Annotated in this window: 22 protein-coding genes and 1 riboswitch; of the genes, 14 read left to right on the top strand and 8 right to left on the bottom strand. The window is 69.5% G+C overall.

Going from position 1 to position 25,657, the window contains the following annotated elements; genetic code table 11:
• Positions 1 to 65: 65 nt before the first annotated feature.
• The 7 genes from LEL84_RS12235 to LEL84_RS12205 all read left to right on the top strand — a co-directional run bounded on the left by LEL84_RS12235 (position 66) and on the right by LEL84_RS12205 (position 9,398).
• Positions 66 to 1,157 (top strand): DMT family transporter, encoded by a 1,092-nt coding sequence (locus LEL84_RS12235; RefSeq protein WP_226511753.1) that lies wholly within the window; start codon positions 66 to 68, stop codon positions 1,155 to 1,157.
• Entirely contained in the window at positions 1,115 to 1,717 is a 603-nt protein-coding gene (locus tag LEL84_RS12230; RefSeq protein ID WP_226511752.1) for a hypothetical protein, read from the top strand. Before LEL84_RS12235 ends, LEL84_RS12230 begins: the two co-directional genes overlap by 43 nt.
• Before the next feature lie 17 nt (positions 1,718 to 1,734).
• On the top strand, positions 1,735 to 2,340 hold the full coding sequence (locus LEL84_RS12225; protein ID WP_226511751.1) for a TetR/AcrR family transcriptional regulator: 606 nt from the start codon (positions 1,735 to 1,737) through the stop codon (positions 2,338 to 2,340).
• A complete protein-coding gene (locus tag LEL84_RS12220) occupies positions 2,337 to 3,962 on the top strand; it encodes an FAD-binding oxidoreductase (RefSeq protein WP_226511750.1) in 1,626 nt (541 codons plus the stop codon). Before LEL84_RS12225 ends, LEL84_RS12220 begins: the two co-directional genes overlap by 4 nt.
• Before the next feature lie 42 nt (positions 3,963 to 4,004).
• The gene (gene pta / locus LEL84_RS12215) at positions 4,005 to 6,203 is read left to right on the top strand and encodes a phosphate acetyltransferase (RefSeq protein WP_226511749.1); all 2,199 of its coding nucleotides are present in this window, start codon (positions 4,005 to 4,007) and stop codon (positions 6,201 to 6,203) included.
• Positions 6,200 to 7,402 carry an acetate kinase gene (locus tag LEL84_RS12210; protein WP_226511748.1) on the top strand — a complete coding sequence of 401 codons (1,203 nt, stop codon included), beginning with the start codon at positions 6,200 to 6,202 and terminating at the stop codon, positions 7,400 to 7,402. The genes pta and LEL84_RS12210 overlap by 4 nt, the downstream gene beginning before the upstream one ends.
• 154 nt (positions 7,403 to 7,556) lie before the next feature.
• Entirely contained in the window at positions 7,557 to 9,398 is a 1,842-nt protein-coding gene (locus LEL84_RS12205; protein ID WP_226511747.1) for an HNH endonuclease signature motif containing protein, read from the top strand.
• Between the two features lie 2 nt (positions 9,399 to 9,400).
• On the opposite strand, the gene LEL84_RS12200 is transcribed toward LEL84_RS12205, so the two are convergent.
• The 3 genes from LEL84_RS12200 to LEL84_RS12190 are packed head-to-tail and all read right to left on the bottom strand — an operon-like array spanning position 9,401 to position 14,441.
• Complete coding sequence (locus tag LEL84_RS12200) at positions 9,401 to 11,989, bottom strand: serine/threonine-protein kinase (protein ID WP_226514305.1); 2,589 nt, start codon at positions 11,987 to 11,989, stop codon at positions 9,401 to 9,403.
• A 5-nt stretch (positions 11,990 to 11,994) separates the two neighbouring features.
• Complete coding sequence (locus tag LEL84_RS12195; protein WP_226514205.1) at positions 11,995 to 12,993, bottom strand: glutamate ABC transporter substrate-binding protein; 999 nt, start codon at positions 12,991 to 12,993, stop codon at positions 11,995 to 11,997.
• The gene (locus LEL84_RS12190; RefSeq protein ID WP_226514204.1) at positions 12,990 to 14,441 is read right to left on the bottom strand and encodes a hypothetical protein; all 1,452 of its coding nucleotides are present in this window, start codon (positions 14,439 to 14,441) and stop codon (positions 12,990 to 12,992) included. Before LEL84_RS12190 ends, LEL84_RS12195 begins: the two co-directional genes overlap by 4 nt.
• 349 nt (positions 14,442 to 14,790) lie before the next feature.
• Here LEL84_RS12190 and LEL84_RS12185 point away from each other — a divergent pair, with 349 nt between their 5' ends.
• The gene (locus LEL84_RS12185) at positions 14,791 to 15,273 is read left to right on the top strand and encodes an NUDIX hydrolase (RefSeq protein ID WP_065630455.1); all 483 of its coding nucleotides are present in this window, start codon (positions 14,791 to 14,793) and stop codon (positions 15,271 to 15,273) included.
• Positions 15,274 to 15,277: 4 nt separating this feature from the next.
• Here the strand turns inward: LEL84_RS12185 and LEL84_RS12180 are convergent, their stop codons facing one another.
• Positions 15,278 to 15,661 (bottom strand): hypothetical protein, encoded by a 384-nt coding sequence (locus LEL84_RS12180; RefSeq protein WP_065630456.1) that lies wholly within the window; start codon positions 15,659 to 15,661, stop codon positions 15,278 to 15,280.
• Positions 15,662 to 15,977: 316 nt separating this feature from the next.
• Positions 15,978 to 16,688 (bottom strand): thiamine phosphate synthase, encoded by a 711-nt coding sequence (gene thiE, locus LEL84_RS12175; protein ID WP_226514203.1) that lies wholly within the window; start codon positions 16,686 to 16,688, stop codon positions 15,978 to 15,980.
• 48 nt (positions 16,689 to 16,736) lie between these two features.
• A riboswitch (TPP riboswitch) is annotated at positions 16,737 to 16,846 on the top strand.
• Here thiE and thiO point away from each other — a divergent pair.
• From thiO to LEL84_RS12145, 6 genes are all read left to right on the top strand, one after another.
• Positions 16,843 to 17,907 (top strand): glycine oxidase ThiO, encoded by a 1,065-nt coding sequence (gene thiO / locus LEL84_RS12170; protein WP_226514202.1) that lies wholly within the window; start codon positions 16,843 to 16,845, stop codon positions 17,905 to 17,907. (Overlaps the previous riboswitch by 4 nt.)
• Positions 17,904 to 18,116 carry a sulfur carrier protein ThiS gene (thiS, locus tag LEL84_RS12165; RefSeq protein WP_078114135.1) on the top strand — a complete coding sequence of 71 codons (213 nt, stop codon included), beginning with the start codon at positions 17,904 to 17,906 and terminating at the stop codon, positions 18,114 to 18,116. The genes thiO and thiS overlap by 4 nt, the downstream gene beginning before the upstream one ends.
• 58 nt (positions 18,117 to 18,174) lie before the next feature.
• Positions 18,175 to 18,963, top strand: a complete 789-nt coding sequence (locus tag LEL84_RS12160; protein ID WP_319005276.1) for a thiazole synthase — start codon at positions 18,175 to 18,177, stop codon at positions 18,961 to 18,963.
• Between the two features lie 71 nt (positions 18,964 to 19,034).
• Complete coding sequence (locus tag LEL84_RS12155; RefSeq protein ID WP_226514201.1) at positions 19,035 to 20,018, top strand: ABC transporter ATP-binding protein; 984 nt, start codon at positions 19,035 to 19,037, stop codon at positions 20,016 to 20,018.
• Positions 20,015 to 20,761: an ABC transporter permease gene (locus tag LEL84_RS12150; protein WP_065630375.1), complete on the top strand. Its 747-nt coding sequence runs from the start codon at positions 20,015 to 20,017 to the stop codon at positions 20,759 to 20,761. The genes LEL84_RS12155 and LEL84_RS12150 overlap by 4 nt, the downstream gene beginning before the upstream one ends.
• Before the next feature lie 127 nt (positions 20,762 to 20,888).
• On the top strand, positions 20,889 to 23,495 hold the full coding sequence (locus LEL84_RS12145) for a LuxR C-terminal-related transcriptional regulator (RefSeq protein WP_226514200.1): 2,607 nt from the start codon (positions 20,889 to 20,891) through the stop codon (positions 23,493 to 23,495).
• 83 nt (positions 23,496 to 23,578) lie between these two features.
• Here LEL84_RS12145 and LEL84_RS12140 read toward each other — a convergent pair whose 3' ends face one another.
• Genes LEL84_RS12140 through LEL84_RS12130 form a run of 3 tightly spaced genes read right to left on the bottom strand, consistent with a single transcriptional unit; the run spans position 23,579 to position 25,607 of the window.
• Complete coding sequence (locus LEL84_RS12140) at positions 23,579 to 24,265, bottom strand: phosphoribosyltransferase (protein ID WP_226514199.1); 687 nt, start codon at positions 24,263 to 24,265, stop codon at positions 23,579 to 23,581.
• Positions 24,266 to 24,273: 8 nt separating this feature from the next.
• Positions 24,274 to 24,744: a nuclear transport factor 2 family protein gene (locus tag LEL84_RS12135; RefSeq protein WP_068970952.1), complete on the bottom strand. Its 471-nt coding sequence runs from the start codon at positions 24,742 to 24,744 to the stop codon at positions 24,274 to 24,276.
• Positions 24,741 to 25,607, bottom strand: a complete 867-nt coding sequence (locus LEL84_RS12130; protein ID WP_226514198.1) for an SCO6745 family protein — start codon at positions 25,605 to 25,607, stop codon at positions 24,741 to 24,743. Before LEL84_RS12130 ends, LEL84_RS12135 begins: the two co-directional genes overlap by 4 nt.
• Positions 25,608 to 25,657 lie beyond the last annotated feature (50 nt).

The following is a 25,657-nucleotide window of genomic DNA, read 5'->3' as shown; positions in this document are numbered from 1 at the left end:
GCGCTGAAATGAAAGGAACAAGTATTCACTTGTCCTGAAGTTCCGGATGAGTGAATCTGGAACACATGTCCTCGCGCCCGACACCGGCATCGGCTGGGTCCGCCACCGCATCCCTGCCGGCTCTGGCCGCCGTCGTCACCGTCGTGCTGTGGGCGTCGGCGTTCATCGGCATCCGCGCGCTCGGCGACACGTTCTCGCCGGGTTCCATGGCGTTCCTGCGGTTGCTGGCGGCGGTGATCCCGCTGACGCTCATCGTGATGGTGGTACGTCTGCGCGCACGGACAACCGGGGCGCCGGCCCGTCCGCTGCTACCGCGCGGCCGTGCGCTCGCCCTGGTGACGGCGTACGGGGTCGCCTGGTTCGCGGGTTACACCGTCCTGTTGAACTGGGCCGAACGCCACCTCGACGCCGGGACCGCGGCGCTGCTGGTGAACCTGGCGCCGATCCTCGTGGCCGTCGCCGCGGGACTGTTTCTCGGAGAGGGGTTTCCGCGTCATCTCGTGATCGGTATGACGATCGCCTTCGCCGGTGTGGTGCTGATCGCCGCCGGCGGGTCCGCCACCGCGGACGCGCACGCCGACTGGCTCGGCATCGTACTCGGGGTCGGCGCGGCGGTTCTGTACGCGACCGGGGTGCTGATCCAGAAGTCGGCCCTACGTACCGTCGATGCGCTGACCGCGACCTGGTTGGGCGCGGTAGCCGGCCTCGTGGCCACCGCGCCCTTCGCCCCCGTCGCCGTCACCGAACTGTCCGGCGCCGAGCCGGGGGCGATCTGGGCGGTGATCTACCTCGGGGTCGGGCCGACCGCGATCGCGTTCTCCACGTGGGCCTATGCGCTGGCCCGCACCGACGCGAGTGCGATGGCGGCCACCACCCTCGTGGTCCCCGCGATCGTCATCGTCCTGTCGTGGGCGCTGCTCGACGAGTTGCCCACCGGCGTCGGCATCGTCGGGGGACTCCTCTGTCTCGGTGGGGTCGCCATCGCCCGCCGATTGCTGCCGATGAGACCGCGTACGGGCCGGTCGGCGCGTAGCCTGGACGTGTCGTCGCCGACGATGACGCCCCCCGATACACGACGCGTTCCCGGCACGACCGCAACCGAGGAGACATCGCCATGCGCAAGTTCGTCGCCGGCCTTGCCATCGGCGGATCGCTGACTTTCGCCACGGCGGCAACGCTTCTGGCTGTCGACTCGGAGTCGCCCGCGGCGTCGCCCAGTGTGAACTGCGGACCGCTCGCCGGTTCCGGACCGATCCCCGGGTGTTCGTACCGCGTCGACGGGACCCGATTGCAGATCAGTCTCTACAACAATGCGACGCGCAATCCGGCGGTGGAATGCACCCTCACACCGAGCGGCGCTGTCCATCCCATCGCCGCCACCACGATGGGGCCGGGGGCGCGTGGGGTTCTCACGGCGTCGGTGTATCCGAATGTGCCGAGGACCTTCGTCGTCCATTGCCTCGGCGGCGGTGCGGGTGCCGACCGCGTGGACCGGCAGACCACGATCACCGCGCGCGCCGAGACGCCGGAGCCGGCGCGTACGACGCCTTCGGTCCGCCGTACGTCACCGGCGCCTGTCCCGTCGGCGCCTTCGACGTCATCCGAGCCGGAGGGCCCCGCCGAGATCACCACGACGCCTCCGACCACCGAGGACGCCGCACCGGGCAACGCCGTGACCACCACGACGACCACCACGACGGTTCCCGCCTCGTCCTGATTCGCTACGGTTTTCGCATGGATCGTGACCGCATGGTGGATGTCGGAGTCGGGCTGGTGTCCCGGTTCGGGGCCAAGACGCTGAGTCTGACGTCGGTTGCCCGGCACGCCGGAGTGGCGCGGGCGACCGCCTACCGGATGTTCGGCGGCCGCGAAGCGCTGGTCACGGCCATCGTGGAACGCGAGGTGTCGCTGCTGCGGGTCAAGTTGATCGAGTGGTCGGCGACCGCGCCCGACGCCGCGGGCAAGATCCATGCGCAGGTGGTGAACGTGCTGCCCTACATCCGCAACCACGACGCGTTGCAGTACGTGCTGCGCAAGGAGCCGGAGGAAGTGGTCCGCGCGCTCGTCGCCACCAACGATTCGGCCGGGCCCACGCTCATCCATCAGATCGTGTCGGAGGCCCTGCCCGATCTGGAACCCGAGATCGGGGACCAGCTGTTTCCCACCCCGCGGGGGGCCGCGGAGTTCCTCGTGCGCACCATCTACTCCCTCATGCTCATCCCCGACAGCTTCCTGAGTGACGAGCAGATCGCCGAACTGGTCGTGCGGGCGATCGTCCGAGACGACACCGAGAGCGGCGGCGCGCCGACGGGCGGCAACCGGCCGGGCCCGGCCCGATGACCGGCGAGCACGTGTCCGACGAAACCGCGATCCCCGTCGTGGGGATGCTTCGGCCGCGCTGGGGAGACCCGGCGCGCACGGCCGAACTGCCCGGCGCCGCGGCTGCGCTGGCCGGGGACCGGGAAGCCGACGCCGGCGCCGACCCGGACACCATCTCGCCAGCTCGGTCGACGGTCGATGCTGCTGTCCGCGAAGAGATCTCGGGTCTCGTCGGCGCCGACCACGTCTCCGACGCGGACGCGGCACGGGTGCAGCACACGCGCGGGTACTCCACCCCGGACATCCTGCGGTTGCGCGCGGGTGACGCCGACGACGCGCCCGACCTCGTCGTGTACCCGGGCGATCACGACGAAGTGGTCGCGATCCTGCGGTTGTGTTCGGAGCGAAGGATCGCGGTGGTGCCGTTCACCGGCGGGACATCCGTGGTGGGTGGGTTGACGCCCGACCGCGCCGGACTCGCCGGCGTGATCAGTCTCGACCTTCGCCGCCTCGACCGCGTGGTGGAGATCGACGAGATCTCCCGGACGGCGACCCTGCAGGCCGGTCTGCGCGGACCCGCGGCCGAGGCGCTCCTGCGCGAGAAGGGTTGGACCATCGGCCATTTCCCGCAATCCTATGAGGGCGCCGGGATCGGTGGATATGCCGCCACCCGTTCGGCCGGCCAGTCCTCGGCCGGATACGGGCGCTTCGACGAGATGGTCGAGGGTCTCGTGTTGGCGACTCCGCGGGGAACCATCGAACTCGGTACCGCGCCGCGGTCGGCGGCCGGACCCGACCTGCGTCAGCTGGTCCTCGGGTCGGAGGGCGTGTTCGGTGTCATCACGAGCGTGCAAATCCGTATCCGCCCGGCCCCGACGACCCGCGTCTTCGACGCCTGGCGGTTCGCCTCGTTCGCCGAGGGCGCGACCGCTCTCCGTCGGCTGGCCCAGGACGGTCCCCTGCCGACGGTTCTCCGGCTGTCCGACGAGGTGGAGACGGCGTTGAATCTCGCGGATCCCGCCGGCGCCGGGAGCGAAGCGAGCGGGCCGCATGACGCCGGCGCCGGGTGCCTGGTCGTCGCCGGGTATGAGGGTGCGGCCGACGAGGTCGCGCGCCGGCGTGACGCCGCGTCCGCGATGTTGATCGAGGCCGGTGGCCGCGCGCTCGGGGATGGTCCCGGGGAGGCCTGGCGGACAGGACGTTTCGCGGGGCCGTACCTTCGCGACCCGTTGCTCGATGCCGGGGTGTTGGTCGAGACGCTCGAGACCGTCGCGTTCTGGTCGCGGCTGCACGACGTGCGCGCCGCGGTGACGGCCGCGCTGACGGACTCGCTCACCGCGTCGGGTACGCCGCCGCTGATCATGTGCCACGTGAGTCACGTCTACGCGTCGGGTGCCTCGCTGTACTTCACGGTCGTCGCACCGTTCGCCGACGACCCGCTGGCGCAGTGGGCGGCGGCGAAAGTCGCGGCCAATTCCGCGATCCGGGCGTCCGGTGCCAGCATCACCCATCATCACGCGGTCGGGCGGGATCATCGTGACGCGTACCACGACGAGATCGGGCCCCTGGCCCTGGACGCGTTGCGGGCGGTCAAGGAGTCGCTCGATCCCGACGGTGTGTGCAATCCGGGTATTCTGCTCTGACGCCCGACTCCGGGACCGGGGTTGCCCGGCCCGTCCGCCACTATGCTGGGGCGCATGGCCACGGATAGAGTCCAGACCGCCGACGTCGACGGACCCGCGAGCGCGGATCAGATCGTCTCCGACCCCACGACCAGCATCTACATCGCCTCGGCTGAAGGCGAGACCGGTAAGTCCATCGTCGCGCTGGGGTTGCTGGCCCTGCTGTCGGCGACCGGCGGGCGGGTCGGGGTGTTCCGTCCGATCTCGCGGACGGCCGCGGAGGATCGTGATCCGATCCTCGATCTCCTCCTCGACTACGAATCGGCCGACCTCCCGTACGAGGACTGTCTCGGTGTCACCTACGAGGAGGTGCACAACGATCCCGAGGGCGCGGTTGCCGAGATCGTCGCGCGCTTCCACGCGATCCAGTCCCGCTGCGACCGCGTGGTCATCGTGGGTTCGGATTACACCGACGTCGGCACCCCGTCGGAGCTGAGCTACAACGCCCGGATCGCCGCGAATCTGTCGGCGCCGATGGTGTTGGCGATCAAGGCGATCGACCGGTCGCCGGAAGAGATGCACGGATTGGCCGAGGGGCTGATCGCCGAGGTGACCGCTGCCCATGCCACCCCCGTCGCCCTGGTTGCCAACCGGTGCGACCCCGACCGCCTCGACGAGATCCGGGACCAGTTGCGCAGCACCGGGATTCCGGCGCTGTGCCTACCCGAGGAGCCGGTGCTCTTCGCCCCCACGATGGGGGAGCTCAAGGAGGCGCTCGGCGCGACGATGTACAGCGGTGACGAGGAATTGCTCGACCGCGAGGCGCTCCGGGTGATGGTCGGTGGCATGACCGTCGAGCACATCCTGGAGCGGCTCACCGACGGCACCGTGGTCATCACGCCCGCCGACCGGTCGGATGTTCTCCTCGCACTCGTGAACGCCAACACCGCACAGGGTTTCCCGCGTCTCGCCGGCATCATCCTCAACGGCGGACTCAAACCGCACCCGATGATCGAGGCGCTGGTGAGCGGGTTGAAGCCGACCCTGCCGATCATCAGCTGCCCGCAGGGCACCTACGACACCGCGCGTACCGCCGCTCACACGCGCGGCAAGGTGGGGGTGGGCTCGGTACACAAGATCGAGGCCGCACTGGCGATGATGGAGACCCATGTCGATCCCGAGAAGGTCATGCGCAACCTCAACGTGTCGACGCCGACCGTGGTGACGCCGCAGATGTTCGAGTACCGGCTGATCTCCCGTGCGCGCGCCGACCGAAAGCACATCGTGTTACCGGAGGGCGACGACGACCGAATCCTACGGGCCGCCAACAGGCTTGCGCGGCGCAGCGTTGCCGACCTCACTCTGCTCGGTGATCCCGAAGCGGTGCGCGAGCGCTCCATCGAACTCGGACTCGACCTCTCCGACGTCACGGTCATCGACCCGGCCGAGTCGGAGTATCTCGACGAGTTCGCCCGCATCTACACCGAGCTGCGCAAACACAAGGGCATGGATCTGGAACGGGCACAGGAGAAGATGCGGGACGTGTCGTACTTCGGCACGATGATGGTGCACACCGGGCGCGCCGACGGGATGGTGTCGGGGGCGTCGCACACCACGGCCCACACGATCCGGCCGGCCTTCGAGATCATCAAGACCAAACCGGGGGTGTCCACCGTGTCGAGCGTGTTCTTCATGTGCCTGGCCGACAAGGTGCTCGCCTATGGGGACTGCGCCATCGTCCCGGATCCGTCCGACGAACAGCTCGCCGACATCGCGATCTCCTCGGCGCAGACGTCCGCGGCCTTCGGTATCGATCCCCGGGTCGCGATGCTGTCGTACTCCACTGGAACATCCGGATCGGGCGCCGACGTCGAGAAGGTCAAGACCGCAACCGAACTCGTACGCGAGCGGCAACCCGATCTGCTGGTCGAGGGGCCGATCCAGTACGACGCCGCGGTGGAACCCTCGGTGGCGAAGACCAAGATGCCCGACTCGCCGGTGGCCGGCCGTGCGACCGTGCTGATCTTTCCCGACCTCAACACGGGCAACAACACGTACAAGGCGGTGCAACGCAGCGCGGGCGCGGTCGCGATCGGCCCGGTGCTGCAGGGCTTGAACAAGCCGATCAACGACCTGAGCCGCGGCGCCCTCGTCTCGGACATCGTGAACACGGTCGCCATCACCGCGATCCAGGCTCAGCAGGAAGGTGTTGACCCACTCGCCGAGAACGTCGCCTCCGCCGAGGCCGAGGGTCCCCGATGAGCGGGGCGTCGGGTGCGGTGCTGGTGCTCAACGCCGGCTCGTCGTCGCTGAAATACCAACTGGTGCAACCGTCGGACGGCACGGTGATCGCGGAGGGCATCGCGGAGCGGATCGGCGACTCCGGTTCGTCGATGACACACGAACAGAATGGTGAGACGGTCACCGAGACATTGGGACTCGACGATCACCTCGCCGCGGTCCGACGCGCGGAGCGCTTCTTCGCCGACAACGGAACCGATCTGGCCGACGCGGGACTGAGCGCGGTCGGACATCGGGTGGTGCACGGTGGCCGGTCGTTCTACGAGCCGACGGTGGTGACCCCCGAGGTGATCTCGGAGATTGAGCGGATCTCCCCGCTGGCGCCGCTGCACAATCCGGCCAACCTGGTCGGCATCCTGGCGGCCCGGGAGTTGCTCCCCGACGTCCCCTCGGTGGCCGTGTTCGACACCGCGTTCTTCCACGGGCTCCCTGACGCGTCGGCGACCTACGCGATCGACCGTGCGGTCGCGGACGAACATGCCATCCGCCGCTACGGTTTTCACGGCACCAGCCACGAATACGTCTCCGGCCGGGTGGCCGAGTTCTTCGACCGTGACCCGGCGTCGATGAACCAGATCGTGCTGCACCTCGGCAACGGCGCGTCGGCGTCGGCCATCGCGGGCGGGCAGCCGATCGACACGTCGATGGGTATGACCCCGCTCGAGGGGCTGGTGATGGGGACCCGCAGCGGTGACCTCGACCCCGGGCTGGTCCTGCATCTGAACCGGGTGGCGAACCTGTCCGTCGACGAGATCGACACGCTGCTCAACAAGCGTTCGGGACTTCGAGGTCTGTGCGGCGAGAATGACTTCCGTGCCATCACCGAGCTGATGGACAACGGTGACGACGCCGCCCGACGCGCCTTCGACGTCTACATCCACCGCCTGCGCCGATATATCGGTGCCTACGCCTTCGCCCTCGGACGCGTCGATGCCATCACCTTCACGGCCGGTGTGGGGGAGAACTCCGCAGTCGTCCGCGCCCGTGCGCTGGCAGGGCTGGAAGGGTTCGGGATCGTCGTCGATGACGAGCGAAACGCAGTGCGTGGCAAGCAGGCTCGACGCATCTCGGCGGATGACAGTGCGGTAGACGTGCTCGTTGTCCCGACGAATGAGGAACTCGCCATCGCGAGGCAGTCGGCGGCGGTGGTCGGGGGCTGATTCACGGCCGCAGGATGGTGCGAGAATCGGCTGCCTTTACCACGCGCCACCGACAAGATGCGCTGTACGAATGGACAACGAAAAGCGTTGCGCACCAGAGTTATAGCAGCTACACTCGAACATACATTCGCGCAATCGTCTCCGGGGGGTGACAATGTCTGACGAAGCAATCACGCCGCAACCGCGGGCCGTCGAGTTGGTAGCCGAACTGCACGCGACCCTCGACAAACTGCAGACCGTCGACTTGTCCCCGTGCACCGACGAAGAACTGGTGGAAGTCGCCGCCGCTACCGAACGCGCGATCGCTCGAACCACTTACGCCGGCGACCGGCAAGTCGCCGAAATCGAGGCTCGTGATCTGCCCCGCAAGACCGGCTGCCGCACTCTGATGCAGTTCATGACCCATCGGCTGCGGATCTCCAACCCGATGCGTCGACGCAAGCAGCTGAACGCCACCGCCGCGCTGACTTGCCTCAACGGCGACCGTCTCGAACCTGAACACCCCACGCTGGCAGAGGCTTTCGCCACCGGATCCGTGGGGACCGGGCACGTCCAGGCCGCCATGGATGTCCTCGACCAGATCCCGCATGCTGTCGAACACGACATCAAGGTCGCCGCCGAGCGACAGATGGCCGAGATCGCCGAAGCCCACACGCCTGCCGAGATCACCCAGCTCGGCTCGCGGCTGCTTGCCCACCTCGATCCCGACGGCACCCTGTCCGACGACACCGACCAGAAACGACGCCGCGGCCTGTGGATCGGCCGGCAACGCGCCGACGGGACAGCCAAAATATCGGGCACCCTGACACCCGCACTTGCCGCCCGGCTCACCATGATGTTCGCCGTGTGGGGCAAACCCGGACTCAATAACCCCGACGACCCCGCCTCGCCCCAAGGCCCGGCCGGCACCGCCGACCCCGACGCCCTGGCCTCGGCGGCCGACCGCGACGGTCGCACTCTCGCCCAGACGAATCACGACGCGCTCGACGCCGCCCTGGCCGCGGGGTTCGCCGACGGCGCACTCGGCACCTCGCACCGCGGCCTGCCCGTCCAACTGATCATCAAAGCCGACCTCTCCGACCTGATCCGAGAAGCCGGACTCGCCACCACCGCCACCGGCACCCTGCTTCCCATCCGGGACCTGATCGCGATGGCCGGTGACGTCCAGCCGTGGTTGGCGATCTTCAAAGACGCCACCGCTGTGCCGCTGCACTTCGGGCGGGGCAGACGTCTGGCCACCCGCGAACAACGACTCGTCTCCTTCGCCCGTCCCGACGGGGAAGTGTGTTCGGCACCCGGCTGCGATCAGCCCGCCACCCACATCGAGCTTCATCACGCCCACAAAGATTGGGCCAAGGGCGGTCTCACCGACATCGATGATCTCGCCCCTGCCTGTCCCCGTCACAACCGGATGGTCGGCGACAATCCCGGCCAGTACACCACGCACATCGAGCGCTCTGGACCTGATGAAGGCCGCTGCGTCTGGCGATTGAACGCCGAACCCGGCGCCCCACCCAATCCCGGTCGCCTGAACCGCCGACCCGACATACCGCGGCGGTTCGCAGAACACCTGAACACCGTGCGCGACGAGATCCACGGACCGACCACACAAGGGTTTCGCGGGCTCGGTCGCCGGACCCTTCGTGACGCGCCCTCCGCAAGCTCCGGGCGCTCCTCAGGGAGCAGGGGTGACGCGCTCTCCGCAAGCTCCGGGCGCTCCTCAGGGAGCAGGGGTGACGCGCCCTCCGCAAGCTCCGGGCGCTCCTCAGGGAGCAGGGGTGACGCGCCCTCCGCAAGCTCCGGGCGCTCCTCAGGGAGCAGGGGGCCCGGCGATCAAGCGCGCCGCTCATGGCTGAAAACCAGCCACGTCATCGACGTCCGACCGCCACTGCGCGTGCGTCGCAGCACCCGTCCGTCACCGGTCGAGGCCCACCTCGCGGAGCTCTTGGGCGAAGACCCGCTCGTGCGCAACGCAGCAGGGACGTTCTTCGGATAGCCCTAGAACAACGTATTCGGCCGGACGTAGTTGGCGAGGTCGACGAGCATGAACCGGTGGTCCCGGTTGGTGCGGGTCAGGCGGGCCAGTTGGCGCAGCGAACGTTCGGTGCCGGTGCGAATGCCGTACTCGGTGAACGGGAAGCCGAGCAGCGTCGAGGGTTCGTTGTCCTGCTTGGCGTCGTCGGGATTGTCGTGGATCCAGCCCAGCGCGGTGCCCAGCACGATGAGCAGCATCCGGGCCTTGCGCGGTTCGGTGTCCGGGATCTGCTCGAGACGCATTGCGGCCTCGATGATCTGCTCGCGGGTCACCTGCGAGGTGGGGCGCCCGTGCACGAGCGCGATGATCGCCGTCGCGCGCGCGGTGTTGAAGTGGCGGCTGGTGGCCGGGACCTCGTCGAGCGGCTGGATCGCGGCGTCGATGTCACCGGCCGCCACGGCGAGCCGGGCCAGACCGAACGCGGCGGTCACGATGCTGTGATCGGTCAGCCACAGATCGTGATAATGGTGCTGCGCAACGTCATACAGCTTGGCGATCTTCTCGGCAGACTTCGCCGGGCCCTTCTCGTCGGCCAGCCAACGGCCGATGAGTTCGGCGGTGCCGGCGACGGCGAGCTTGGGCGCGACCTCGCCCGGCATCGCACCGAGGACCTCGTCGAAGCGCTCGTAGGCCAGTTCGGGTTCGTCGTTCATCAACGCGCAGATGCCCATGTACCACTCGACCCGCCACGAATCACCGTGGTGGGCGCGGACTTCCTGCAGAAGGGCGAGCGCGGTGTCGACGTCGTCGAGCTGCAGATGCGCGCGGGCCTCGGCGAGATCGATCTCCCGCGACGGGTGGGCGTTCTTGACCGGCCGGCCGCCGAAGAGCGAGGCGAAACCCTCTGCCCGGGCGGTGTTGATGGAATCCAGGGTCTGTCGCGGGTCCGACAGCGCCGCCGAGGTGAGCAGACTCGCCGCCGGGTCGAGTGGGTTGACCAGCGGAACGGGCAGGGCGTTGGCGATATCCACCGGATCGTAGAACGCCGCCTGATCGGGGTCGAAGAAGCCGTCGACCGGCGCGAGCATCAGGTCGGTGCCGAACGTCGAGCGCTGCGGCGTGAAGACCGTGGACAGCGCGGGCCGCGGGACCCCCGTGTGCACGGCGACCGTCTCGCGTAACACGTTCAGCACCTGGGTGCTCATCTCCTCCGCGGAGACGAACCGATCGGCGGGGTCGGGGGCGGTGGCGCGTTGCAGGAGGCGGTAGTACGACGGATTGTTCCGGAAGACAGGCGTCTTCGACGCGGCGGGCAGGCCGTCGACGTAGCGTCCGTTCCGCATCTCCATCGGCACGGTCAAGACCGCTAGAGTGCGCCCGATGCTGTAGATGTCGGTCGCGATCTGCGGTCCGGTCTTGACGATCTCCGGTGCCTGGAACCCGGGCGTGCCGTACAGGTGCCCGTAGCCGTTGATAGGCGAGACGGCGCCGAGGTCGATCAGCTTCACCTCGTCACTGCCGACCATGATGTTCTCGGGTTTGACGTCGTTGTAGACCAGGCCGACCGAGTGCAGATAGCCCACGGCGAGAAGCACTTCCAGGATGTAGGCCAGGCCCTGCTCCACCGACAGCAGGGAGTTGTCCGGATCGCCCGCGGTGATCTGTTTGAGCGTCTGGCCGCCGATGTACTCCATCACGATGTAGCCGAAGCGGTCATCGTCGTCGACGTGCTCGACGAAGTTGTAGATCTTGACGATCCCGGGATGGTTGACCGAGGCCAGGAACTGCCGTTCCGCGACCGCGACGCGCTGCGCCTCCGAATCCGAGGAATTCAGCAGGCCTTTGAGGACGACGGGCCGGTCGCTCACGTTGCGGTCGATGGCCAGGTAGATCCAACCGAGGCCGCCGTGGGCGATGGCGCCGGCGATCTCGTACTGGTCGGCGACCAATGTTCCGGGAGCCAGTCCCGGGACGAAGGAGTACCGGGCGCCGCAGTTGCCGCAGTCGCCGGTCGGGGGACCGGCGCCCTCGCCCTCGGCTCGACCGACGGGTTTGCCGCAGCGCCAGCAGAACCGCTTGCTGTCGGCGATCACCGGGTCGTCGATGACGGCGTCCTCGGGTTCGATGTCGGTGATCTTCGGCATCTCGACCAGGCCGCTGCCGAGCCGTCGCTCGTGCACCGGCGGCCGACGCCGCGGAACCAGACGCCGGCCGAGCGGACCGGAGTCGGGTTCCGGGTGGGGCACGGCGGGACGCTGCCGTTCGACGCGGTCGGTCCGGTCGTCGGGGTCGACCCCGACGGTGAACACCGGTGCGACGGCCTGGGTTCCGACATCCGGGTCGGTGCGTCGGCCGGGCCGGGGGTCGGTGGTGTCGGCCATGCCGTCGGGGCCCTCGGTCAGCGCCGACAGGTCGGCCCGCTGGGTGCCGACGTCGACCACCTTCGCGGTCGTCTCGGCGTCCTCGCCGCCGCCCGGGCCGGGACCGTCGGGGTCGGGGTCGTCGTCGCCGAGCAGGGCGTCGAGCGAGACCCGCTGGGTGCCGAGGTCGTCGCTCAGGTCGCCGTGGGTGACGTCGTCTGTGTCGTGATCGTTCCGGGCCGCGTCGTCCATGGGCATCAGTCCCGGTAATACGGCTGGGGAGCGCCGTACCCACTGTCGAGGATGGACAGCCACCGGTCCCGGATCTCCTGCCATCGGCCGGTCACCCGGATGCGCTCGAGCACGCCGTTGACGAACCGGATCATATCGTCCTGGCCCTTGGGAATCCCGACGCCGTAGAACTCCTCGCCGAGGCTGGGACCGACGACCCGCAACCACGGATCCTGTGCGGCGAGACCGGCGAGGATCGCGTCGTCGGTGGTCGCCGCGTCGATCTGACCCTGCTGCATCAGGACCAGGCAATCGGCCCAGGTCGTCGTGCTGACGATCGTGGCTCGGGGCTGGATGGCCTGGATACGACCGATCGAGGTGGTCCCGCGCGCGGCGCAGACCCGCTTGTCGGCGAGCTGCGCCGGACCGGTCACGTTGGAGTTCCGGAACGACAGGATGCGCTGGGACGCGACGTAATAGGGAGCCGAGAAACTGATGTCGCGCAACCGGTCGCAGGTGATGCTCATCGTCTTGATCACCAGATCGACCGTCATGTCCCGCAGGGCGTCGATCCGCTGGGCGGAACTCAACACCTGGAACTCGACGCGGCGGTCGTCGCCGAAGATGGCGCCGGCGATCTCGTGCGCGATGTCGACGTCGAAGCCCTGGATGTCGCCGGTGATCGGGTCGCGGAAGCTGAACAGGTTGGACCCGATGTCGAGCCCGACGATGAGCCGGCCCCGCTCGAGGATGCCGGCCATCGTCGAATTGATCGGCATCTGACGCGGCGGCGGCATCTGGGCGGGCGGCCGCAGGGTCAGGGTCGCGTTGCAGGCCTCGGAACTCGGCGGCGGTTCGACGGGCACGTCGACCTGGACGCCGGGCAGCATCGGTTGCCCGGCGGTCGCCGTCGGCGGGGGTGATTCAGGTGCGGGGAAACGCACGCACCCGGTGGCGACGAGGCCGGTGAGCGCGAGCAGGACCACGACGGTCAGCAGGCGGCGAGGCGAGGGGACGGTCGTCATCGGTACTCCCGGATGCGCGGTATGAGACCGCCCACGACCGCGACTCCGGCGAAGACGGTGAGCAGCAGGATGCCGGTGCCGGTGAACCCGAGGACCCGTTGTGCGGTGTTGATGTCGTCCCGGAAGGAGTTCCGCGCAGTCGTGATCGCATCGACCAGCGCGGTGTCCACCGCGGTGTAGGCGCGCGCCGAACTGTCCGGTCCGTCGCCGACGGTGTGCAGGCGCGCGAGACCGAAGTTGCCGGTCTGGATGTAGCGGCGGACCGCGGCGTCGGTGCGGCGCCACTCGGTCAGCGCCGCCGTGACCGTGTCCAGTTGTTCGCCGGTGACCGCGCTGTCGCCGTCTTCGGTGCCCTCGCGGACGTCGTCGACGATGTTGCCGATCTCGCTGGTCGCCGCGGAGAAGCTGCGCTCGAGACCGCCCTGATCACCGCGGCGGATGAGCGAGAGCGTCTCGGCCGACCGCGCCTGCTGGGTGAGGATCCGGGCGGCGGTCAGGTCGCGGAGCGGGTCGGCGCCCTCGGTGCGGGCGTCGCTGGTGGCGGCCACCGACATCAGACCGGAGGCGAGCAACCACAGGGTCCCGACGCTGAGGGCGAAGACGGCCGCCACGATGCCGATGTTGAACCGTCGTCGGGTCCGCCGCGCCAGGTAGCGCGACGTCAGGATCAGCGCGGCGAGCAGGAACAGCAGCGGCGCGTACACGGTCCAGGGTGGACGGGTGAGGGTCTGCTGGGGGTCGGCGATGGCCATCGATCGCCGTTCGTAGAGGCGCTGGGCGGCCGGGAGGATCTGGTCCTGCATCATCGACGACGCCTGGCCGAGATACGCCGATCCCACCGGGTTGCCGAGCCGGTTGTTCGTCCGCGCCGTCTCGATGAGTCCGCTGTAGACCGGGATCGAGGTGGACAGGGTCTCGAGATCGGCGCTGACCGCCTGCTCGGCTCGGTCCGACACCATGCCGGAACCGGGTTCGCTGGAGGTACCGGTGGCCAGGATCAGCGACGACGACGCCGTCGCCAGCGCGTCGGAGTAGCGCTGCCGCAGATCGGGGGTCTCCAGTCCGCCGGAGATGAACGCCGCGTTCGCCGACGCGTCGGCGATCGACAGCGAGCTGTAGAGAACCTGCGCGGCCTCGGCGAGCGGTTCGGTCCGATCGATGAGGCGCTGCAGAGTCTGGGTGCGGTCTTCCAGGACCGTTGATGCGTACAGGCCGGTGCTCAGACAGCCGAGCGCCAGGATTCCGCAGATGATGATCAGCTTGCCCGGGGTCGTGACGGCGAAGTGGCGCAGGGTCTGGAACGGGGACTGGGCGCGTTCCCGGGCGGTGGCGACGAGTTCGCGTCGGTCGGCGAGCACCTGGCGGATCGGGGGTGAGGCCTGCGCCGGACGGATCGTGCGACCGCCACGCGTCAGCGCCGTCCGCACGGAGGACGCGTCGCCGGTCACCTACCTGATCCCTTCTCGAACGCTGGATCGTCTCCGGTGCGGTCCTACGGTCACCGGTTCCCCGTTCCGGATTCGCGTGACCGGGCGATCAACGTCAGGGGTTGTGTCATCTGGGTCATCGTTCACCGGGTCGTGCGTGTTTCACCCTATGTCATCGTGCCGGGTTCCTCCCGAGTCGATCGGCGCCGCGCCGCCGACCTCGGCGGTTCGCGCGTGCCGGGGTGCTCGCCGACGCACCTCGTGGTTCCGCGCCGCGATGAGAGGGCTTCGCGGTCTCCCTGGCAGGTGTTGCGCATCTCACTTACGGTGGAGGCACCCGGTCGGGGCGACCGGGTTGCGAGGAGGCGTGGTGCGCGGCGACGGCGACGGCTGGGTGATCGATCCCGACGGTTCTCGATACTGGGGTATCCACGGCGCGGCAGGTCTGCTGCTGCGGGCGCCGCTGCCGGAGGGAACCACCGGCGTACTTCTCCAGCACCGCGCGGCCTGGTCGCATCAGGGCGGTACGTGGGCGTTGCCAGGAGGGGCCCGCGACTCACACGAGGGCGCCATCGACACCGCGATCCGTGAGGCCGAGGAAGAAGCCGGCATCACCGCCGACGACCTTCGCGTCGTCGCCGCGGTCGTCACCCATGAAGCGCCCGGCGGGTGGACCTACACCACCGTCATCGCCGAGACCGACTCGCCGGTCCGCACGGTCGCCAACTTCGAATCCACGGAACTGCGATGGGTCGACGAGAAGCGCGTCGATCAACTCCCGCTGCATCCCGCGTTCGGACTCGCGTGGCCCGTTCTCCGCGAGCGGATCGCGATGTTGGATCCCCAGAGCTGAGCCCTCACACCCCGGCGCGGTCGGACTCCAGCAGTCGGTTCGCCCCGGCGACCAGCGCGTGGACGTTCGCCTCGTCGCTGCTCGCGCCCTCACCGACGGCCCAGGCCTGCCGGCCGTCGTGCTCGCACAGCAGGAACGTCGTGACCATGCCGTCGACGACCCGCTGGTGCAGCCGGACGATCTGAACCGGGGCGCCGACGTCGTAGAGGATCGAGGTCATCGCACCGACGGGGCCGGCGGCGACGGCGCTGCGGGACATGATGCGGTCGGCGATCGCGAGCGTCGCGCGGCACTCGACCAGGTCGCCCGAGCACGGAACGGCAGAGAAGGAGCCCAGCCGGATCGTGCCGCCACGGGAGTACTCGTCGGTGAATTCCTGCCAGGTCATCCCGGCGGCCTCCTCGTGCATCCCGGGGGGAAGCGGGCGGCCGAAACGTGCGGCGAAGTGGTCGCCGCCGTGCCGGTCGTCGCGCTCGGTCCACGAACAGGATCGACGAGGTAGATGAAGAGGGTGCATCTCGAAAACCGATTTCGGTCGAAGAACGGATGACCGACTGGAGAGCGCAACCGACCCGCAGCGGGGGGTCGGTCAGATTCAGACCCCGCTGCGGCGGGTTACGAGAACGCTCGTGATACACAACATGATCGGTCCACCATAGACCCGCGACACCGACCGGGCAAACGTGTTTCCGCCAGGGGAACCGCTAGAGCATCCCGGCGAGGTCGGTGGCTGCGGCGGCCGGATCATCGGCCGCGGTGATGGCCCGCACGACGACGATGCGCCGCGCCCCGAGCGCGGTGACCTCCCCGACGCGGCCGGCGTTGATTCCGCCGATGGCGAACCACGGCTTGGCTGATTGTGTTGCGGCAGTGGAGGACACGAGGTCGAGGCCGGCGGCGGCGCGGCCCGGTTTGGTGGGGGTGGTCCAGCACGGACCGACGCAGAAGTAGTCGACGTCGTCGTCGGCGATCGCGGCGGCAGCCTGCGCGGGGTCGTGGGTCGAGGCGCCGATGACGACGTCCGGTCCGACGATCCGGCGGGCCGCCGACGGCGACAGGTCGCCCTGTCCGACGTGCAGGACATCGGCCCCGGAAAGCGCCGCGATGTCGGCGCGGTCGTTGACCGCCAGCAGGGCACCGTGCGCGTCGGCGACCGTCCGCATGCCCGCGAGGATCTCGAGTTCCTCGCCCGCCTCCAGGGTCCCGAATTCGCGCTCGCCCGGCGAGTTCTTGTCGCGCAGCTGCACGATGTCGACGCCGCCCGCGAGCGCCGCGTCGACGAAGTCGAGCAGATCACCGCGTTCGCGCCGGGCGTCGGTGCACAGGTACAGGCGGGCCGTGGAGAGCCGCCGGCGACGGTCCGTCGCGGAGCCGGGGTCCGTCGACGCGGAGCTGGTGCGGTTCGGGGTCGTCACGCCGACCAGGCTAACCGGACCCCCGACGTCCCGGCGTAGGGTGGATCGCACGAACACACGGGAGTCCGGATCGGCCGGGCTGAGAGTGCGGACAGATTCCGCTGACCGTCGAACCTGATCCGGGTCATTCCGGCGAAGGAAGGTGATTCCCAACGTGGATTCCCCACCGCAGCGCCCTGCCCACCGCGCCCTGACGGTCGTCGGGGGCGGTGTCATCGGGCTGACCTGTGCGCTCACCGCGGCCGACGCCGGATGGCGGGTTCGCGTCCTCGACGCCGGCACCGAGGAGCGCGCGTCCTGGGTCGCCGGCGGCATGCTCGGTTCACTCGGCGAGGGTCATCCCGGCGAGGACGCGTCCCTGGCCCTGTCGGTCGAGTCGGTCCGGCTGTGGCCGGCGCTCGTGAAGCGGCTCGACGACCCGGGTGTCGTCACCGCCACCGACTCGCTGTTCGTCGCGGCCTCGGCCACCGACATCGAGTACCTGCGGCATCTCGCCGACTTCGTCTGGGCCGGGCAGCCCGCCACCGATGCCGCGCTGCAGTCGGTGACCGGCCGCGACATCCGGACCCTGGAACCGTCGCTGAGCTCTCGACTGGTCGGTGGCTACCGCGCGGTCGGCGAGTGGTCCGTCGACAACCGGCGGCTGCTCGAGGCGTTGCGCGCCGCCGCGACGTCGGCGGGTGCCGAGTTGGTCTCCGCGCGCGTCGAATCCCTGGCCGACCTCGACGACCTCGGTTCCGACACCCAGATCCTGCTCGCCGCTGGACTCGGCACCGCGGCCCTCTGGCCGGGTGTGGACCTGCATGCGGCGAAGGGGGAGATCCTCCGCCTTCGCCGTACTCGCTGGTCGGTGCCGCCGCCCGGCCACGTCGTCCGGGCACGTCTCCACGGGCGGGCCGTGTACCTGGTGCCGCGCGAGGACGGAGTCGTCGTCGGCGCCACCCAGTACGAGGCCGAGGGGACGGCCGACCGCGCGCCACAGGCCGGTGGGGTCGCGGATCTGCTCGCCGACGCGATCGAGGTCTTCCCCGGGCTGCGGACCTACGAACTGACCGAAGCGGGGGCCGGTCTGCGGCCGTGCACCGCGGACGGATTGCCGATCGTCACCCGTGTGGACACACGAACGGTCGTGGCGACCGGGCACGGGCGCAACGGGATCGTCCTCGCCCCGGGCACCGCCGCCCGCGTGTTGTCGATTCTGGAAGGAGCAGAGGAATGAGTATCACCGCGAACATCACCGTCAATGGCAAGAGCGTCGATGTCGGCGCCGACACGTCGGTGCGCGACGTCGTCATGGGGCTGGGGTTGCCGGACCGGGGGATCGCGGTCGCGGTGGACGGCGCGGTCGTCCCGCGCGGCCGCTGGGACCGGCACACGATGACCGACGGTGCCGTCGTCGAGATCGTCACGGCGGTGCAGGGTGGCTGACCTCGCCGATCTGAAGCCCGACGCCTCGCGGACCGAGCAGAGGTCCGGCGACGAGACGATCCCGGATACGGACCATCTGCGCATCGCCGGTCGCGACTTCTCGTCGCGACTCATCACCGGCACCGGCGGCGCGTCGAATCTCGCGACCCTGGAACGCGCGCTGGTCGCGTCGGGGACCGAGCTGACCACCGTCGCGGTTCGGCGCGTCGACGCGGCCTCGGGCACCGGGGTCTTCGATCTGCTGCGCCGGCTCGACATCGCCGTCCTGCCCAACACCGCGGGCTGTCACACCACCGCCGAGGCGGTCCTGACCGCCCAACTGGCGCGCGAGGCGTTCGAGACCGACTGGGTGAAGCTCGAGGTGGTCGTCGACGAACGCACCCTGATGCCCGACGCCATCGAGCTCGTCGACGCCGCGGCCGCACTGGTGGCCGACGGTTTCGTCGTGCTGGCCTACACGAACGACGATCCGGTCCTGGCGGCGCGACTCGCCGATCTCGGGGTGGCGGCGGTGATGCCCCTCGGATCGCCCATCGGGACCGGACTCGGAATCCTCAACCCGCACAACATCGAGATGATCGTCGACGACTGCCACACCCGCTTCGACGACCCGCTGCCGGTCATACTCGACGCGGGCATCGGGACGGCGAGCGACGCGGCCCTGGCCATGGAACTCGGTTGCGACGGCGTGCTTCTGGCCACGGCGGTGACCCGGGCGGAGAATCCCGAACTGATGGCGACGGCGATGCGGCACGCGGTGGCCGGGGGCCGACTGGCCGCGCGCGCCGGCCGGATCCCCAAGCGCTTCTGGGCGCACGCGTCCTCGCCCGGGCGCGACCGGGACTGACGCGCGATCCCGCGACAGGCCATCCGAACGACAGACCGGGCCGCTCCGGATTCGGCGGCTATGGTCGAGGCGTGCTGCAGGTAGCGAATCTGACGAAGGACTTCGGCGGTCAACGCGCGGTCGACGACCTCACCTTCGAGGTGGGGCCGGGACGGGTCACCGGTTTCCTGGGGCCCAACGGTGCGGGCAAGTCGACGACCATGCGGATGATGCTCGGACTCGACCGCCCGACATCGGGCACGGCGACGATCAACGGGCAGCGCTACCGGGACCTCGAGCATCCGCTGCGGCAGGTCGGTGCGCTGCTCGACGCCCGGTGGGTGCATCCCAATCGCAGTGCGCGGTCCCACCTGCGGTGGCTCGCGGCGAGCAACCGGATCCCGGCCGCGCGAGTCGACGAGGTGCTCGAGACGGTCGGGCTCACCTCGGTGGCCAAGAAGCGCGCCGGCGGCTTCTCGCTCGGTATGTCGCAGCGGCTCGGGCTGGCGGGTGCCCTGATCGGCGACCCGCACACACTGCTGTTCGACGAGCCGGTCAACGGCCTCGACCCGGAGGGCATCGTGTGGATCCGCGGGTTCATGCGCAAGCTCGCCGCGGAGGGGCGGACGGTGTTGGTGTCGAGCCATCTGCTCACCGAGATGTCGCTCACCGCAGACCATCTCGTCGTCATCGGGCGGGGCCGGCTGATCGCCGACTGTTCGGCGGCGGAGTTCACCGGGCGGGCCCGGCAGTCGGTGCGGGTGCGCGGCCCGCAGCTCGAACAGTTGCACGCCGCGCTCGCGGCGGCGGGGCTGAATCCCGCGCCGGGTGACCCGGATGCCCACGGGCGCCCGGTGATGCGCGTGCCGGACACCACGACCGATCGGGTCGGCGACCTCGCCGCCGCCGCGGGCATCACCCTGCACGAACTCGCCGCCGAGTCGGCGTCACTGGAAGAGGTCTTCATGTCGATGACGGCGCACGCCGTCGACTACACCGCTGTCGACAACCGCGCCGTCCACGACCCCGACGTCCACAACCGGGCCGTCGGGAACCACGGGGGAGTGAACCGGTGATCGCCGCGATCAACGCCGAACGGATCAAACTCGCCAGCACCCGGTCGCCGTACTGGTGCCTCGGCGTCGTCGTGGTGCTGGGCCTGGGCTTCGCGGTGCTGCTCGGCGCCATCGCCGGCGGTTCCTACGGCAGTCCCGGTGAGACCGACACCCTGACCGACGACTTCCTGCTCGGCGTCAACCAGTTCGGGGTCGCGGTGCTCGCGATCATGTCGATCCTGGGCGTGACCACCGAGTACCGCTTCGGCACGATCCGACCGACGTTCGCGGCGATCCCGCGTCGGCCCCAGGTCCTCCTCGCGAAAGCGGTCGTGTTCGGCGGACTCTCGTTCGCGGTGGTGGCCATCGTGTCCGTCGTCGCGGTCGTGGCGGCGCAGGTGCTCGCCGGCGTCGGAGTCTCGCTCACCGGGCCCGAGACCGTCCGGCATCTCTGGGGGACGCCGGTTTTCGCGATGCTGTGCGCGCTGATCGGCCTCGCGGTGGGTGCGCTGGTGCGGCATTCGGCCGGTGCGGTGGCGATCGTGCTCGTCTGGATGCTGGCCCTCGAGCGCATCGTGTCGGTGCTCCCGCGGGTGGGCGAGCACATCGTGTCGTTCCTGCCGTTCCTGAACGGGTGGAACTTCCTCGCCGGCGGGAGCGACACGTTCCACTGGAACGCCTACGGTTCGTTGGCCTACTTCGCGGGCTTCACGATCGTGTTGCTTGCGGCGGCAGTGGCCGTGACCAATGCCCGGGATGCGTAGTTCGCGGATTTTCTTCCGCCGATGTCAAATCCGGGATTAGCCGCGTGTCGACAGGGCCATCCGGTCGGACCACATTGGTGCTTCCGGGCGGCCCATTGTAGGGCCCAGCAGACTAAAATACGCGGTTATGTCCACGAATTGGCCGCTCGTCGAGCGCGATCGGGAGTTCCGCACGATCCAGGCGGCCGTCAGGGGTGAGACGACCGGCTGTGGGGTGGTCCTGACCGGTGACTCCGGCGTGGGCAAGACGACCCTCGCCCGGCACGTCACCGCCGAGTTGCCGACCGGGGTGCGCTGGGTGGCGGGCACCGAGTCCGCGCGCTCGATCCCGCTCGGTGTGTTCGCGCATCTCGTCGGTCCGGCGACGTCGAGCGATCCGGTCACCTACCTTGCGGCGGCCCGTGAATCGCTCCTCGCCGACGGCGATGTCGTGATCGGGGTCGACGACGCCCACCTGCTCGACGAACTGTCGGCGACGCTGCTGCATCAGCTCGCGATCGACCGTGCGGTGCACATCGTCGCGACGGTCCGCAGCGGCGAGACCGTCCCGGATGCGGTGACCTCGCTGTGGAAGGACAATCACCTCACGCGGATCACGTTGTCGCCGTTCACCAAAGAGCAGAGCGTCGACCTCATCGAGTCGGTGCTCGGCGGGCAGCTCGAGGAGCATTCGGCCGATCTCATGTGGGAGGCCTCCGGTGGGAACGCCCTGTTCCTACGGCATCTCGTCGACGGTGCGCGGCAGGCCGACACGCTGCGGCAGGTCAACGGCGTGTGGCAGCTACGCGGACGCGCCGCCATCACCTCGGAGCTCGCATCGCTGCTCGAGGGGCGGATCGAGCAACTCGACGCGCCGGTTCTCGGGGCCCTCAAATACCTCAGTCTGTGCGAACCCCTCGACATCGACGTCCTCGCCGAGCTCGCCGGCGAAGAAGCCGTCGAAGAGGCGGAGATCGCCGGGCTGGTGCGCATCACCCGCGACGGGCGGCGTCTCGACGTCGCCTTCCACCATCCGCTGTTCGGTGAGGTGATCCGGCGCCGCCTGGGTCTCGTGTCGTCGCGGCGGCTGCGTGGCCGGCTCGTCGAGGCGTTGCAGTCACGGCCCACGAACACGCCGGCCGAGCGGATTCGGCTCGCCGATCTCGCGATCGAGAGCGACGTGGAGATCGACCTCGCGCTGGTACGGACCGCCGCACGCGATGCCCTGAACCTCGCGCAGACGCCGCTCGGCGAGCGATTCGCGCGGGCGGCGCTCGACGAGGGCGGTGGACTCGAGGAGGCCGAGCTGCTCGCGCGGGCGGTCATGTGGCAGGGGCATCCGGACGAGGCGCGGGACATCCTGTCCCGCTTCTCGCCCGACGATCTCGACGAGGGTCGACTCGTGCTGTGGGGCAATTCGATCATCGGCAACACGTTCTGGGCTCTGGGCGACGCCGATCGGGCCGACGAGATCCTGCGGTTGCTGACCGAGCGGGTCACCCACCCGGCACTCACGCCGATCGTCACCGGGATCGCCTCGGCGTGCGCCCTCTTCGAGAACCGGATCGACGAGGCGATCACGCTGTCCGACACCGTCCTCGCCGAATCCAGGGCGCTGCCGTGGGCGGTGGAGTGGGCGGTCTTCGGTGGCAGCCTCGCCCGTGCGGTCGCCGGTCGGGGAGCGGAGGTCGGGGCGCTGGCCGAACACTCGCGCGAGGTCGAGGTGGACGGATTGCTCCGGTTCCCCACCGGTTTCGGCGAGACCCTCGCGCTGACCCTCACCGGCCGGCTCGACGACGCGGACGGCGCCGCGGGGCGTTTCGTGTCCGCCGCGCAGACCGCGCAGTACCTGGGCTGGGCGATGTCCGGAATACTCGTCGCCGCAGTCGAACTCGCCCGCGGATCGTGCGCCTCGGTGACCCGGCGGATGGAGCAGACCCTCGCCATCCTCGACAGCGGCCGGTTCTCCGAGTCGTGGAACTTCCCGGCCCACATCTTCCTGGTGCAGGCCCTGAGTGCGCTGGGACAGGCCGACCGTGCCGCGGCCGCGCTGGCCAAGGCGCGAAAGCGGTCCGGCAAGCATGTGGCCGTCTTCGGGCCCATGCTCGCCATCGCGGCGGCCTGGCAGTCGGCGGCCGCCGGAACCGTCACGCCCGCCGTCGAACTCGCGCACTCCGCGGCCGAGTCCGCCCGTGCCGCCGGTCAGTTCGCGGTGGAGGCCGAGGCCCTGCACACCGCCGCCCGGTTCGGGGACGGCGGCGTCGCCGACCGGCTCACCGAACTGGCCGAGCGCGTCGACGGCCCGCTCTCGGATCTGTACGCGCGCCACGCCGCGGCGCTCCGCGACGGCGATGCTGTCGAACTCGATCTGTGCTCGACGGCGTTCGAGGACTCCGGGGTGTGTCTGTCCGCCGCGGACGCGGCCGCGCAGGCCAGTGTCCTGCACGACGCGGCGGGCAGACGGTCCGCGACCGTGGCGTCGGCCGCGGTGGCGAACCGACTCGCGTCGCAGTGCGGTGGCCTGCGGACTCCGGCGCTGATCTCGGCCGCGCAACCGTTGCCGTTGACGTCGCGCGAGCGGGAGATCGCCAACCTCGCGGCGGCGGGCCTGTCCAACAAGGACATCGCGCAGCGACTCACCGTCTCGGTCCGCACCGTCGAAGGGCATCTGTTCCGCGCCTACACCAAGCTGGATGTGGGTGACCGTGCCGAGCTTGCCGAGCTACTCCTCAAAGACCAGCGAAAGCCCGGCTGAAAACCACCCGTAGGAAACGGACAGTCGACGACAGCTCGCCGGTGCCGCTCGGACGGGTGGTTCTCAGTGCGGTCCTCGACGGCTCAGTCGCCCGGCCGGCTGAGGGCCGCGATCACCTCGTCGTCGTCCACCTGAGTGAAGTCGCCGTAGGACAGGCCGACGGCCCGGAACGGTTCCGGCGTCACGAGGACGACCACGTCGTCGGCGCCCCGATCCCGCAGTCGCTGAATCGAATCGGAGGGTGCCGTGGGTACCGCCACCACCACGTGGGTGGCGCCGGCGGACCGGACGGAGTCGACCGCGACGGCCATGCTCGACCCGGTGGCGAGACCGTCGTCGACCAGGATGACCGTCCGGCCGCCGAGCTCGGTGCTGGGACGTCCGCCGCGGTAACGTCGTTCGCGGTCGTCGAGGATGCGCCGCTGTCGATCGGCGGCCTCGTCGAACTCGCTGCGGGACACCCCGAGTCGACGCGGTATGTCGTCGTTGACCACCAGGTGGTGCGCGGTGAGCGCGCCCATGGCGAACTCCTCGTGGCCGGGCGCCCCGATCTTGCGCACCACCAGCACGTCCATCGCGCACCTGCCTGTCGACGCCGCGATGGCGTCGGCGACCTCGCGGGCGACCGGAACCCCGCCGCGCGCGAGTCCCAGGACGACAGGTTCTGTTGTACCGGCCTCCGGAATGCCGACGCCGTACCGGACTTCGACGACCCGCGCACCCAGCAACCGACCCGCCTCGCGGCGGTCGGCGAAGATGCGGGCGCGCATGGGCAGGCTCAGACCTGGACTGCGGGACCGACCTTCAGTGCAAAGCTCGGCACGTCGGCGAGCCCGACGGTGGCCTCGTACGTGCGGTCATAACCGGTACTGCTGATCCGCCATCCGTCTGCGGTGCGGCGGTAGGTGTCGTCGTAGAACGCCGCCCCGATGAGCATGAAGGAGAACTCGGCGACGATGACCCGGTCTTGTAGGTACCAGCGTCCGCGTGCGGTGTCCCCGTCGATCTCGATCTCCGGGTGTGCGACACGATGTTCGGTGATGACTGCGGGACCGACGTTCTCGCGCATGTATCCGACCAGCTCGTTCCGATTCGAGAAGGCCAGACTCTCACCGTAGTTACCGGTGACGTCCTCGGTGAGCGTCGACTCGAACGTCGCCCAGTCCTTGGTGTCGAGAGATCGCAGGTAGCGATACTTGAGGCTCTCGATCGCCCGCAGGTCCTCGAAGCCGCCGGCGGGCGCGCTCACTTCGTCCTCGTTCCCGGCAGGATTCCGGCATCGATGACGGCTTTCACGACCGGTCTCGTCCGAGTGAGGAGGTCGTCGGTGCCGGCCCAGATGGCTTCTCCGACAGCATCGGTGGTGGCCTCGATGTCGTCGTAGGTCGCCGCGCCGGAAGCGGTGAGACGGTGCCCGTCCTCAACGCGCTCGGCCAGCCCGGCGTCGACCAGGCGATCGACGCTGTCCTGCCAGTCCTGTTCGGACCAGCCGCGGGTCATCAGCACGATGCGCTTGCCCAGGGTGCGACGACGAACCGTGGGGTCGGGAAGCTGCGACTCGTGGAAGACGGCCGCGTCGAAGCCGTTCAGACCGTTGAGGGCGAGAGCGGCGATGTGGTTGTCGCCGCGCCACTCTCGGAGAATCGCGATGGCGTGCCACAGACGTAGGCGCGCGGTGTCCGGTCGCGGGGCCGTCGACCACGCGGCAGCGAGCGGGCGTCCGCCGAGCGGGAGCCGGGCCGCCAGATCGTAATAGGCGGAGGCGAGTTCGTCGAGGAGGGAGTCGTCGATGGAGTCGCCCAGGATCTCTTGCAGCGAGTCGTCGAGCATCTGGTTGCGTCGTTCGTGGACCCGGTCGAGCCCGGCGTCGACGGCGGCCGTCCAGCCCTTGGCGATGAGTTCGTGGTTGAAGTTGTAGAAGGCGGAGGCGACGACCGAGGACGCGCACGGACCGAACGGCGCTCCGCGCGCACCGACGTAGAAGGCGTAGGGATCGAGCCCGGTGTCTGCCTGCGCGCCTTTCAGTCCCGGATTGAAGTAGGCCAGGATGTGGAAGGGTTCGAGGGTTTCGTAGGCGAGCCGGGCAGCGGAGCCCGTGCTGGTCGATGTCATCAACCCACCCTCTCCATCAGCGGGGCGGGTGTCAACCACCTGCGACGACG

Source organism: Gordonia sp. WA4-43, assembly GCF_020520305.1.
GTDB lineage: Bacteria > Actinomycetota > Actinomycetes > Mycobacteriales > Mycobacteriaceae > Gordonia > Gordonia hongkongensis.
Note: the sequence above shows the minus strand (reverse complement) of the source record. Positions and strands in the feature narration are given on the sequence as shown.